The sequence below is a fragment of the Azospira sp. MPR-E4 genome, assembly GCF_058809645.1.
Genome location: NZ_JBXAST010000034.1, coordinates 22,370 through 34,813, shown reverse-complemented (window position 1 = coordinate 34,813; position 12,444 = coordinate 22,370). Strand labels below are relative to the sequence as shown.

Genomic DNA, 12,444 nt, shown 5'->3' with positions numbered 1-12,444 from the left:
CCCCCAGGGGATGGCAACGCCACTCCGCCCCCGCAGCTTCCGGGTAGGGCATGCGCAGCGGACAACGGGATGTCCGGCACTCATCACCCGAGGAGGAACCACCATGGGACCGCTGCTCCGGCGCCTGTCCGGCCTGCTGTGGGCAGGCCTGCTGATGCTCCCCCTCGCGGCCCCTGCCGCCCCCGCCACCGCAAAGACCACCGCCGGCAAGTCGGCGGAGCGGGTCTACACCCTGGGGGTGACGCCCCAGTTCGAGCGGCGCCAGCTCTTCGCCATCTGGAAGCCCATCCTCATCGAGCTGGAAAAGCGCACCGGGCTGCGCTTCGACCTGGCCATCATGCCCGACATCCCCAGCTTCGAGCGCCAGTACAACGCCGGCGCCTTCGATTTCGCCTACATGAATCCCTACCTGATGGTGGCCAACCCGGCCGGCTACATTCCCCTGGTGCGGGACGAGACGCCGGTCACCGGCATCCTGGTGGTGGCCAGGGACAGTCCCTTCCGCACCCCGGCCGACCTAGAAGGCAAGGAAATCGCTTTCCCCGCCCCCAACGCCATCGGCGCCAGCCTGCTCATCCGGGCCGAGCTGGTGCGCAAGTACAAGGTCAATTTCACGCCCCGCTACGTCAATTCCCACACCGCCGTCTATCTCTCGGTGACCCAGGGCCTGGCCAGCGCCGGCGGCGGCGTGCAGAAGACCCTCAACGAACAGAAGCCGGAAGTGCAGGAACGCCTGCGGGTGCTGTACCGCACCGCCGCCTTCGCCGCTCACCCCATCGCCGCCCATCCCCGGGTCGATGCAGCCGTGCGCGAGCAGGTGCGCAGCGCCCTCCTGGACTTCGCCGCCACCCCGGCGGGCAAGGCCCTGCTGCAGGAAATCCCCCTGGCCCGCATGGTGCCCACCGCCATGAAGGACTACCAGCCCCTGAAGGACCTGGGCCTGGAAGACTTCTTCGTCCCGGAACGCTGAACCCATGACCCTGCGCCTCAAGCTGCTGCTGCCCCTGGCCCTGGTGTGGACCGCCTTCATCGCCTATCTCTACGGCATCTGGCTGCCCGACTCGGTGCGCTACCAGATCGCCGTCTTCGAGCGGCAGCAGGAACGGGAAATGCACAACCTGACGGAAAGCCTGCTGCCCCTGGTGGTGGCTCGACAGCTGGGGGACATCCACGACACCCTGGATTCCCTGCGCCAGGAGAACCCGGAATGGGTCGAGGTGGTGCTGCAGGACCACGAAGGGCGCCAGCTCTACCCCCTGGCCGGCACCCCCGTCCCGCCGGCCGGGCCCGACGAGCAGTTGCACACCCAGCAGCTGAACCTGGCCAACGACAGCGTCGGCAGCCTGCGCATCCGGATCAGCCACCGGGCCCTGCTGGAAAGCGTGGCCCAGTCCCAGAAGACCCTCTTCGCCCTGCTCGCCTCGGTGCTGCTGGGAGCCTTCCTGGCCCTGGGCGTGGTGCTCGACGCCACGGTGCGGCGCCCGGTCAACCGCCTCATGACTGCCGCCCGGGAACTGGCCGAGGGCCGCTTCGACGCCCACCTGCCCCCCGGCGGCAAGGACGAGATCGGCACCCTGGTCAATACCTTCGCCGCCATGCGGGACCAGGTCCAGGCCACCCAGCAGAGCCTGCGCCAGCTCAACGAGCATCTGGAACAGCGGGTGCAGGAGGAACTGGCGAAGAACCGGGAGAAGGACCACATGCTGATCCAGCAATCCCGCCTGGCCGCCATGGGCGAGATGGTGCACAACATCGCCCACCAGTGGCGCCAGCCCCTCAACGCCCTCTCCCTGCTGGTGCGCAACATCAAGGACGACTACGACTTCCAGGCCCTCACCCCGGAAGTCATGGACCGCTCTGTGGCCGACGCCCAGCGCCTGCTGGGGCGCATGTCCACCACCATCGACGATTTCCGCGACTTCTTCCGTCCGGAAAAGGAGATGACCCAGTTCGACGTCAGCCATGCCGTGGAAGAGGCGGTGTTCATCATGCAGGGCACCCTGAAGAGCCACGGCATCGAACTGGTGGAAAAACTGGACCCCGGCGTCGAGGCCGAAGGCTTCCCCTCCCAGTTCGCCCAGGCGGTGCTCAACATCCTGGCCAATGCCAAGGAAGAAATCCTGGCGCGCAAGGTCGCCGCCGGCCGCATCGAGATCGAACTGCAGCGCCAGGGCGAAACCATCCTCCTGCGGGTCAGGGACAACGCCGGCGGCATCGCCCCGGAGATCCTGCCGAAAATCTTCGACCCCTACTTCACCACCAAGGACAAAGGCAGCGGCATCGGTCTGTACATGGCCAAGACCATCATCGAACACAATATGAACGGCAGCATCAGCGCCGCCAACCTGGGCGACGGCGCCTGTTTCACCCTGACCGTGCCGGTGCGCCAGCCGAAAAAGAATTAGAATACGCTCATGGACTCCCATACCCCGCCCGGCCTCGATCTGAACTTCCTGCAAGGCCTGCGCCTGCTCTACGTGGAAGATGAAGACGAGGTGCGGGAACTGCTCTCCCGCTTCCTCGGCCGCCGCGTCGGCACCCTGGAGGTGGCCGTCAATGGCAGGGAAGGCCTGGAAGCCTTCCTCAAGGGCGAGTACGACGTGGTGGTGACCGACATCAAGATGCCGGAAATGGATGGCCTGGAAATGGCCTCCAGGATTCGCGCCACGGGCCATGCGGTGCCCATCATCGTGGTCACCGCCTACAGCGACCGGGATTACCTGCTGCGCTCCATCGACCTGGGGGTGGACCGCTACGTCACCAAGCCCATCGACCCGGACGCCCTGCTCACCGCCATCCACGACGCAGTCATGGTGCGCACCCAGCAGAAGGCCCTGCTGGCGGCGGAAACCCGCATTGCCGACATCCTGCAGCAGACGGTGATGGCCCTGGCCCGTGCCATCGAAATGCGGGACCCTTACACCGACGGCCACCAGAAGCGGGTTTCGGCCCTGGCGGCAGCCATCGCCAAGGAAATGGGGCTGGCGCGGGAGGTGGTGGAAGGGGTGCGTTTCGGCGCCCTGATCCACGACATCGGCTCCATCCGCATCCCCAGCGAAATCCTGTGCAAGCCGGGCAAGCTCAAGCCCATCGAATTCGAGATCATCAAGAACCACTCCCAGGCCGGCTACGAGCTGCTCAAGGATGTGGACTTCCCCTGGCCCATCGCCGAGATGGTGCGCCAGCACCACGAGCGCCTGAACGGCTCCGGCTATCCCCAGGGCCTCAAGGGTGAGGCCATCCTGCTGGAAGCCCGCATCCTGGCCGTGGCCGACGTGGTGGAAGCCATGAGTTCCCACCGTCCCTACCGCCCCGCCCTGGGGCTGGAGCAGGCCCTGGCCGAACTGGAAAGCGGCGCCGGCCAGCTTTACGATGCCGAAGTGGTGAACGCCTGCGTGCGCCTCATGCGGCGGCGGCCCGATCTGCTGCCGGAGCAGGGGCTGTAAGCCAGCCTGCCGGGGGCCGAGCCTGAGCCCTCCCCGCCCTTTCCCGTTATTCCCGGTGTTATGCGGCCGCTCTCAGGCGGCCGTCCCCACGTAGCGTTCCGGATTGCTCTCCAGCACCGCCAGACAGGCATCCACCGCAGCCCCGTCGTAGAGGGTGCCCCGGTGTTGGCGGATTTCCTCCTTCGCCGCTTCCAGACCCAGGGCCGCCCGGTAGGGACGGTCCGAACTCATGGCTTCCACCACGTCGGCCACAGCGATGATGCGGGCCTCCAGGGAAATCTCGTCCCCTTTCAGGCCCTGGGGATAGCCGGAGCCGTCCAGGCGCTCGTGGTGCTGACGCACCATCTGGGCGATGGGCCAGGGGAAGGTGGCGTCGCCAAGGATCTCGTAGCCCGCTTCCACATGGGCCTTGATCAGGGCGAACTCGTCCGGCGAGGGTCGCCGCGGCATGCTGAGGAACTCGGCCGGCACCTGGATCTTGCCGATGTCGTGGATCGACGCCCCCACCCGGATGCCCGCCACCTGGGCGGCCGGCAGGCCCATGCGTTCGGCGATGGCCCCGGCCAGCTGGGAGACCCGCTTCTGGTGGCCGTCGGTGTACGGGTCCCGCACTTCGATGGCCCGCGCCAGCACCGCCACCACCTGGTTCAGGGCCTCGGTGGTTTCCTCCCGGGCCCGCTCGATTTCCCGCTGGTGGAAATGCATCTTGGCGCTGCGGCTGACCGCCTCCATGAGCAGGAAAGGGTCCACCGGCTTGGTGATGTAGCGGTCGATGCCGATCTCGATGGCCCGCACGAAATAGTCCATCTCGTTGTAGGCGGTGATGACGATCACCGGCACTTCCCGCTGGATGTCCTTGATGGCGGCGGCCATGGAAAGGCCGTCCATGACCGGCATGCGCACGTCGGTGACGACGATGTCGTAGCCGCCGTGCTGGCGGAACAGCTCCAGCCCTTCCTGGCCGTTGGCCGCCACGTCCACCTTGGCAAAACGGCGGGAGAGAAAGCGGGTCAATTCCCGACGCACCTCTTCCTCGTCTTCGACGTAAAGCAGGCTGAGGGTGCGCAGGAATTCCGCGTCTTGGTCTTTTTCGAGGGCGTTCATTGCATTGGGGCCGTGGGCGGAAGGGTGTACAAAGGCACGGTGAGGACGAAGCGGGCGCCTTCGGCGGTGTTTTCAGCCCTTATTTTACCGTGCATGCTGCGCTCCAGTATCATTTTGGTCATATACAGGCCGATGCCGCTGCCCTGCTCCTTGGTGGTGAAATAGGGCTCGAAAATGTGCCCCAGGACGTTGCCGGGGATACCGCCGGCGTTGTCCTCCACCGTCACTTCCACCTGGCCGTCGCAACGGCTGACCTGCAGGCGGATGCGGGCCGGGCGCACATGGCGCTCCTGCAGCACCTCCTTGGCGTTGGCCAGGACATTGAGCACGGCCTGGGAAAACTGGCCGTGGAAGCCCCAGGCCCGCAGGTCCGGCTCGATGGCCCGTTCCAGGGCGATATCGTTGTTCTTCAGGGAGGCATCCATGATGAAGGCCGCATCCTCCACCGCCGCCCCCAGGTCAAAGTCCGCCGGGTCCCGGTCGGGACGGAAGAAATTGCGGAAATCGTCGATGGTGGTGGACATGCGCTGCAGCAGCTTCAGGGCCCGGCCCACGCTTTCGTCCAGGGCCGCCGCATCCAGCTGGCCAAACGCGAAGTCGTCGCGGATGTTGGCGATCACCAGGCCCAGGGCGTTGAGGGGCTGGCGCCACTGGTGGGCGATGTTGTGCACCATCTCGCCCATGGCCGCCAGGCGGGACTGCTGGATCAGCAGCTGGTCCTTTTCCCGGTTGCTCGCCAGTTCCTCCTGCACCCGTGCCTCCAGGCGGCTGTTGAGGGCCTGCAGTTCCGCTTCCAGGGTCTTGCGCTCGGTCACGTCCCGGTTGCTCACCCGCCGCCCCAGGGCCTCGCCCTCCTCTCCCACCACCGCCTGGCAGCCGTGGGCGATCCAGCGCACCTGCCCGTCCCGGCGCACGATGCGGAAGTCCACCATGTGCTCGTGATGGAAGACTGCCTGGTTGAGGTGTTCCTGGAACTCCTGCCGGTCGTCGGGGTGGACGATCTGCTGCAGCAGGGAAGGATCTTCGGCAAAGGCCTGGACCCCGTAGCCGGTGATGCGTTCCACCGAGGGGGTCATGTAGACGATGCGGCCGTCGGCCCCCTGCCAGTATTCCCAGTCGTAGGTGAAGTCGGCCATGGTGCGGAAGTTCCGCTCGCTTTGCCGCAGGCTGTCTTCGGCCCGCCGCTTCTCGCCCACATCCTCGACGATGCCGATGCCGCCGATGATGGCGCCGCTGGCATCGCGCAGGGGATTGGCGCGGAAGGATATCCACACGTCGATATGGCTGAGGGTGGTGCGGTAGCTGCCGTCGTAGGTGCCGCCCTCCCCGGCCAGGGCCTGGCGCATGGCCGGCAGCACCGACTGGTCCCGCAGGCGCTGCAGATCCAGGCCCTGCAAGGCCTGCACCGTGCTGCCCACCATGGCGGCAAAACGCTCGTTGCAGAAGGTCAGACAGAGGCGGGAATCGAAGTGGATGACGCCCACCGGCAGGTTTTCCAGCAGCAGGCGGTAACGTCCCTCCGTCTCGGCCAGGGCCCGCAGGGCCGACTCCTCCTGCCGTTCGCCGCGCCGGTTGATCACCAGCAGGCCCAGCACCACCGCCGCCAACAGCAGGCTGCCGGCGCTGTAGTAGTAGAGCTTGCTGCGCCAGTTGCTGAGGTAGTCCTCCGGCGCCATGCCGGCAAAGACGTAGAGCGGATACTCGCCCACCTTGCGGATGCTCACCAGCCGTTCCACCTGGTCCGTGCCGCTGCGGATCTTCATCAGGATTTCCCGGTCGCCCCGGGCCATGTAGGGCTGGGCCGGATGGGATTCCACCGGCTGGCCGATACGGTCGTCCCGGGCCGGGAAGCGCATCAGCATGCGGGCATGGGTGTCGCGGATGGAGACATTGCCGTGGGGCCCCAGGTCCAGGCTCTGGTAGAAGGGGGCAAAGGATTCAGGCAGGAAGGTGGCCACCACCACCCCGGCAAAACTGCCGTCCGCATTGTTGAGGCGGCGGCTCACCGCCAGTGTCCACTTTCCCGTGGTGCGGCCCAGCACCGGCTCTGCGATCACCAGGCCCGCCTCCGGGTTCTGCACGTGGGCGGTGAAATGGCTGCGGTCCGCCATGTTGTAGGGCGGCAGGGGGCTGAGAGAGCTGTAGAGGAAATCCCCCTTCACATTGACCAGGTGCAGGCCATGGACCTCGGGCACGATCTCCCGCTTGGTCCGCAGCAGCCGCTCCAGCTCCTCGCCCCGGGCGCCACGCTGGGCCTGGGAACGGGCCATGTCCTCGGGGGTGACGTGGCCCTGCACGTCCTGCAGGATCTGGTCGATGTTGCGGATGCGGGCTGCGGTGTGCAGCTCCATGAGGTGGCCCAGGTTGCCCACCTCGACCCGGGCCCGCTCCTCCAGACCGTCATAGTCGCTCTTCAGGCTGACGCCGACCAGGATGAAAAAACCCAGGAGACCGGACAGGCCGGCCATCAGGGGGAGGCGGGAATGGCGGAATTTCATGGCGGTCTTTGTTATATCCACGTACGGCGCGTGGTTTCTTTCCGCCATGCTAAGCCCTCGCCGGCGGAAACGCCAGAAATACGAAGGGCGGGAAAGCGGCCATGCCGCCTCCCCGCCCTCGCCTGCCCTGGCGACGGACTTACTTGCCGCCCAGGGACAGGGCCAGCATCAGGTCGTTGATGCGCTTGACGAAGCCGGCCGGGTCTTCCAGCTGGCCGCCTTCGGCCAGCTGGGCCTGTTCGAAGAGCAGGTTGGCCCAGTCGTCGAAGCGGGCTTCCTCATACTTCAGGCGCTGCACCGCCGGATGGTGAGGGTTGATCTCCAGGATGGGCTTGACCTCCGGGGCCTTCTGGCCGGCGGCCTTGAGCATGCGCGCCAGGTTGCCGGAGAGGTCATGCTCGTCGGAGACCAGGCAGGAGGGGGAATCGGTCAGGCGGTGGGTGATGCGCACGTCCTTGACCCGGGCCTCCAGGGCCTGCTTCACCTTGTCGGTGAGTTCCTTGTACTCGCCGGCTTCCTTTTCCTGCTCCTTCTTCTCGGCCTCGTCCTCCAGCTTGCCCAGATCCAGGCCGCCCTTGGCCACGGACTGCAGCGGCTTGCCGTCGAATTCGGTGAGGTGGCCCACCACCCATTCATCGACGCGGTCGGAGAGCAGCAGCACCTCGATGCCCTTCTTGCGGAAGATTTCCAGGTGTGGGCTGTTCTTGGCGGCGAGGAAGGTCTCGGCGGTGACGTAGTAGATCTTCTCCTGGCCTTCCTTCATGCGGGAAACGTAGTCGGCCAGGGAGACGTTCTGCTCGGTGGTGTCATTGTGGGTGGAGGCAAAGCGCAGCAGCTTGGCGATGCGTTCCTTGTTGGCGAAGTCCTCGCCCACGCCTTCCTTCAGCACATTGCCGAATTCCTTCCAGAAGCCGGCGTACTTTTCCTTCTCGGCGGCGTCGTCGCTGTCGGCCATGCCTTCCAGCAGGGACAGCACCTTCTTCACGCAGCCGCCGCGGATGGTCTCGATGTCCTTGCTCTGCTGCAGGATTTCCCGGGAGACGTTGAGCGGCAGGTCGGCGGAATCCACCACCCCGCGCACGAAGCGCATGTAGAGCGGCATCAGCTGCTCGGCATCGTCCATGATGAAGACGCGCTTTACGTAGAGCTTGACGCCGTGACGGGCGTTGCGGTCCCACAGGTCGAAGGGGGCCCGGGCAGGGATGTAGAGCAGCTGGGTGTATTCCTGCTTGCCTTCCACCTTGGCGTGGATCCAGCCCAGGGGATTTTCGAAGTCGTGGGCGACGTGCTTGTAGAACTCCTGGTACTGCTCTTCCGTGATCTCGCTCTTGGGGCGGGCCCACAGGGCGTTGGCCTGGTTCACCGTCTCGTCTTCGTCGGTGGCGACCTGTTCCTTCTTCTCCTCGTCCCACTTCTCCGCCTTCATGACGATGGGCAGGGTGATGTGGTCGGAGTACTTGCGGATGATGGACTTCAGCTTCCAGGCATTGAGGAAGTCGTCCTCGCCGTCCTTCAGGTGCAGGATCACGTCGGTGCCGCGGCCGGCCTTCTCCACCATTTCCACGGAGTAGTCACCGGCGCCTTCGGATTCCCATTTCACCGCCTGGTTGTGCTCCAGGCCGGCGCGACGGGAAATGACGGTGACCTTGTCGGCGACGATGAAGGCGGAGTAGAAGCCGACGCCGAACTGGCCGATGAGGTGGGCATCCTTCTGGGCGTCGCCGGAGAGGGAGGCGAAGAATTCCTTGGTGCCGGACTTGGCGATGGTGCCCAGGTGGGCCACGGCTTCCTCCCGGGAGAGGCCGATGCCGTTGTCGGAAATGGTCAGGGTGCGGGCCGCCTTGTCGAAGGAGAGGCGGATTTTCAGCTCGGAATCGTCGCCGTAGAGGCCGTTGTTGTTGAGGGCCTCGAAGCGCAGCTTGTCGCAGGCATCGGAAGCGTTGGAGACGAGTTCGCGGAGGAAGATTTCCTTGTTGCTGTAGAGGGAATGGATCATCAGCTGCAGCAGCTGCTTGACCTCTGCCTGAAAGCCGAGGGTTTCCTTGGGTGCGCCCATGCAAGACTCCGTGGGTAAAAAGTGGGAACGAACGGTTGCCGCCGCACCGGCCCGGGGGCCGACGCGGTCGTTGCCCCCGAAAATGGGGACGGCAATCAGGATTTCAAGAGGGGATGTTGCCGGGGGCGGCGTAGAGCGCCAGGTTGCGGCCGCTGCGCTTGGCTTCGTAGAGGGCGCCGTCGGCCCGGGCCAGCAGATGGTCGATGTTGGCATCCTGGGGCGCCAGGATGGTGGCGCCGATGCTCACGGTGATGCCCAACTCGACGCCTTCGGCCACCCGCACCTTTTCCTGGGCCACGGCCTGGCGCAGCCGCTCGGCGGCCTGCATGGCGCCCTGGCCGTCGGTTTCCGGCAGCATGACGGCGAATTCCTCGCCCCCCAGACGGCCGCAGATGTCGATGGCCCGCAGCTCCCGGGCGATGATGGCGGCGACGATCTTGAGGGCCACGTCCCCGGCCCCGTGGCCGTGGGTGTCGTTGATGCGCTTGAAGTGGTCCACGTCCAGCATCAGCACGGCCACGCTGCGGCCGAGGCGGCGGGCGCGGGTGATCTCCGCCTCCCCCTGGTCGAGGAAGCGGGAGCGGTTGTTGAGGCCGGTCAGGGTGTCCACGGTGGCCAGCCGGTGCAGGGAATCCATGGCCCGGTTGCGGTCGATGGCGATGGCGGCCTGGCGGCAGGCGTGCTCGATGACGTCCTTGTCGAAGCGGTTGGGACGCCGGCCCTGGCGGAAATAAAGAGACAGGGTGCCCAGCACTTCCTTGCCCGGGGAGACGATGGGGGTGGACCAGGCGGTCTTCAGCCCCAGGGCCGAGGCAAAGTCGCGGCAGTCCTGCCACTGTTCCGAATCGTCGATGTGCTCGGCGATGATCTGCTTGCCGGTGCGGATGGCGGCGGCGCAGGCGCACACCGCGGGGTTTTCCGGGCAGTTCTGGCCCACGTCGCGGCAGGTGCGGCGCAGGCTGGGGGCGGAGCCCAGCACCAGGTGGCCGTTGTCCGGCTGCAGCAGGAGGACGGCGGCGAAGCAGTCGGAAATGAGGGACTCGACCCGGTTGCACAGGGCGTCCAGCACCACCTGCAGGGAGGCATCGCTGGCGATCAGCTCCAGCACCTGGCGCTCGGCGGCCAGCAGCTGCTCGGCCTGCTTGCGCTCGGAAATGTCGGTGGAGCTGCCGATGAGCAGGCGCCGCCCGCCCAGGTCCACGCCCCGCTTGTAGGAGAGCAGGTAGCGCTCGCCCTTGGGCGTCAGGTGTTTCTCTTCCCGGCCAGTGACCTTCTTCGCCGCCAGGGCCTTGATGTCGTCCTGGCGCAGGCGGGAAGCCACGTCGGCCGGGTACAGCTCGAAATCGCTGCGCCCCACCACCTCGTGCTTGTCGTGGCCGACGAAGGCGGCGGCGGCCTCGTTCATGACCAGGTAACGGCCGTCCTCGTCCTTGACGAAGACCATCACCGGCAGGGTGTCCAGGATCATCTCGGTCAGGCTGGACTGCTGCTCCAGGCGCTGGTGGCTTTCCTTGAGGTCGTCCCGGGCCCGCTTCTGCTCGGTCATGTCGGTGAACACGCAGACATAGTTGATGACCTGGCCGCCCTCTCCCTTGACCGAGGTGATGGTGAGGTTCTCCGGGTACAGCTCGCCGTTCTTGCGCCGGTTCCAGATTTCCCCGCTCCACACGCCGAAGGCCGCCAGGTCGGCGTAGAGCTGACGGTAGAAGTCGGCGTCGTGGAGGCCGGACTTGAGCAGGCGGGTATCGTGGCCCACCGCCTCCTCGGCGGAATAGCCGGTGATGGCGGAAAAGGCCGGGTTGATGGACTGGATGATCCGTTCCGCATTGACGATCATGATCGCCTGCTGGCTCGACTCGGCCACCTTGGAGGCCAGCAGCAGAGCGTGGCGGGACTGCTGCAGCCGCTGGCTCTGCTCCTGCAGGGCGGCCCGCAGCTCGGCCACGTATTCCTGCTCGACGCTGTCCAGGATGTCGGCGTAGGAGAGCAGGCCGGTGATGCGGCCGTGCTCGTCCATCACCCCCAGGTGGCGGATGCGCCGGTCGTTGAAGATCTTGCGCGTGTGGTACAGGGTGGAACTGCGCGGCACGGTGATGAGGGGGAAGGTGGCCACCTCGCCGGCGCTGCAGTTGAGGGATTCCTGGCCGATCAGGCGCAGCACGTCGCGGCCGGTGAGGATGCCCAGATGGCCGTTGTGCTCCACGATGGCGGCGTCGCTGCGGGCCTCCCGCAGGCGCTGCACCGCCTCGGCCACCGGCATGCTGCCGGGCACCTGCAGGGGGGCGCTCTTCAGCACCGAGCCCACGTCACGCATGTGCACGTAGAACTCCACCCCCTGGTGGTTCACGATGTCGGTCTGGGAAACGATGCCCAGGCGCCGCCCGTCCCGGTCCACCACCAGCAGGTGGCGCAGGCGCTCCTGCTTGAAGCGGATGGCGGCGTCGGCCACGGTGTCCGTTTCCCGCACGGTCTTCACCGGCGTGCTCATGACCCGGGAAACCGGCAGATGGATGGATTCGGGGTCGGAGAAATTCAGTGCCAGGGCGTCCCGTTCGGTCCAGATGCCCCGCACCTCCCCCAGCTCCACCACCAGGATGGAGCCGCAGCGGGCCTGGTGCATGCGCCCTGCCGCCTCCGCCACCGTGGTCTGGGGAGCGCATTCCAGCAGCTCGTGCCGCAGGATCTGGGAGATGGGCAGGTCGTAATGCATGATTTCTGTCTTTACTCGATGGCCAGGTAGCGGACTTCGACGATCTCGATCTCCCGCTGGCCCATGGGGCTCTGGAAGCGCACCGTATCCCCTTCCCTGGCCTTGATCAGGGCCCGGGCCAGGGGCGAGATCCAGCTGATGTGGCCCCGGGAGATATCGGTTTCATCCACCCCGACGATGGTGTAGGTCTGTTCCTGGCCCTGTTCGTCGGCGATGGTGACGGTGGCGCCGAAGAACACCTGGTCCGTGGCTTCCCGCAACAGGGGATCCACCACCAGGGAGTTGTCCAGGCGCTTGGTGAGAAAGCGGATGCGGCGGTCGATCTCCCGCAGGCGCTTCTTGCCGTAGATGTAGTCGCCGTTTTCCGAGCGGTCGCCGTTGGAGGCGGCCCAGTGCACCACCTCCACCACCTTCGGCCGTTCCACCTTGAGCAGATGCTCCAGTTCGGCCTTGAGACGGGCGTGGCCGACCGGCGTCATGTAGTTCTTGGTGCCGATCGGCAGGCGCTGGGCGGGCTCGAGTTCGTCCTCGTCCGCGTCGTCCGACTCTTTGGTGAAAGCCTTGCTCATGAAGGGAAATGCTCGGTGAGTGCTGCAGGATGCGAAATAATTCACGCACATGATAGTGCAA

8 protein-coding genes are annotated in these 12,444 nt (G+C 66.1%); 3 read left to right on the top strand and 5 right to left on the bottom strand.

Going from position 1 to position 12,444, the window contains the following annotated elements; genetic code table 11:
- Positions 1-103: 103 nt before the first annotated feature.
- Genes AC1RTA_RS11165 through AC1RTA_RS11155 form a run of 3 tightly spaced genes read left to right on the top strand, consistent with a single transcriptional unit; the run spans position 104 to position 3,446 of the window.
- The gene (locus AC1RTA_RS11165; protein WP_492784752.1) at positions 104-970 is read left to right on the top strand and encodes a phosphate/phosphite/phosphonate ABC transporter substrate-binding protein; all 867 of its coding nucleotides are present in this window, start codon (positions 104-106) and stop codon (positions 968-970) included.
- 4 nt (positions 971-974) lie between these two features.
- The gene (locus AC1RTA_RS11160; protein WP_492784751.1) at positions 975-2,405 is read left to right on the top strand and encodes a sensor histidine kinase; all 1,431 of its coding nucleotides are present in this window, start codon (positions 975-977) and stop codon (positions 2,403-2,405) included.
- A gap of 9 nt (positions 2,406-2,414) precedes the next feature.
- Positions 2,415-3,446, top strand: a complete 1,032-nt coding sequence (locus AC1RTA_RS11155) for an HD-GYP domain-containing protein (RefSeq protein WP_130458733.1) — start codon at positions 2,415-2,417, stop codon at positions 3,444-3,446.
- A gap of 72 nt (positions 3,447-3,518) precedes the next feature.
- Here the strand turns inward: AC1RTA_RS11155 and AC1RTA_RS11150 are convergent, their stop codons facing one another.
- The 5 genes from AC1RTA_RS11150 to greB all read right to left on the bottom strand — a co-directional run bounded on the left by AC1RTA_RS11150 (position 3,519) and on the right by greB (position 12,383).
- Positions 3,519-4,550 carry a response regulator gene (locus tag AC1RTA_RS11150; protein WP_130458734.1) on the bottom strand — a complete coding sequence of 344 codons (1,032 nt, stop codon included), beginning with the start codon at positions 4,548-4,550 and terminating at the stop codon, positions 3,519-3,521.
- Positions 4,547-7,048, bottom strand: a complete 2,502-nt coding sequence (locus AC1RTA_RS11145) for a PAS domain S-box protein (protein ID WP_492784750.1) — start codon at positions 7,046-7,048, stop codon at positions 4,547-4,549. The genes AC1RTA_RS11150 and AC1RTA_RS11145 overlap by 4 nt, the downstream gene beginning before the upstream one ends.
- Positions 7,049-7,187: 139 nt before the next feature.
- Positions 7,188-9,104, bottom strand: a complete 1,917-nt coding sequence (htpG, locus tag AC1RTA_RS11140; protein WP_492784749.1) for a molecular chaperone HtpG — start codon at positions 9,102-9,104, stop codon at positions 7,188-7,190.
- A 103-nt stretch (positions 9,105-9,207) separates the two neighbouring features.
- Positions 9,208-11,814: a diguanylate cyclase gene (locus tag AC1RTA_RS11135; RefSeq protein WP_130458737.1), complete on the bottom strand. Its 2,607-nt coding sequence runs from the start codon at positions 11,812-11,814 to the stop codon at positions 9,208-9,210.
- A gap of 11 nt (positions 11,815-11,825) precedes the next feature.
- Positions 11,826-12,383: a transcription elongation factor GreB gene (gene greB, locus AC1RTA_RS11130; protein ID WP_014238020.1), complete on the bottom strand. Its 558-nt coding sequence runs from the start codon at positions 12,381-12,383 to the stop codon at positions 11,826-11,828.
- Positions 12,384-12,444 lie beyond the last annotated feature (61 nt).

Coding starts and splice junctions, on each gene's coding strand:
- AC1RTA_RS11145 (WP_492784750.1), bottom strand. CDS start 7,048: ATGAAATTCCGCCATTCCCGCCTCCCCCTGATGGCCGGCCTGTCCGGT.
- AC1RTA_RS11155 (WP_130458733.1), top strand. CDS start 2,415: ATGGACTCCCATACCCCGCCCGGCCTCGATCTGAACTTCCTGCAAGGC.
- greB (WP_014238020.1), bottom strand. CDS start 12,383: ATGAGCAAGGCTTTCACCAAAGAGTCGGACGACGCGGACGAGGACGAA.
- AC1RTA_RS11150 (WP_130458734.1), bottom strand. CDS start 4,550: ATGAACGCCCTCGAAAAAGACCAAGACGCGGAATTCCTGCGCACCCTC.
- AC1RTA_RS11160 (WP_492784751.1), top strand. CDS start 975: ATGACCCTGCGCCTCAAGCTGCTGCTGCCCCTGGCCCTGGTGTGGACC.
- AC1RTA_RS11165 (WP_492784752.1), top strand. CDS start 104: ATGGGACCGCTGCTCCGGCGCCTGTCCGGCCTGCTGTGGGCAGGCCTG.
- AC1RTA_RS11135 (WP_130458737.1), bottom strand. CDS start 11,814: ATGCATTACGACCTGCCCATCTCCCAGATCCTGCGGCACGAGCTGCTG.
- htpG (WP_492784749.1), bottom strand. CDS start 9,104: ATGGGCGCACCCAAGGAAACCCTCGGCTTTCAGGCAGAGGTCAAGCAG.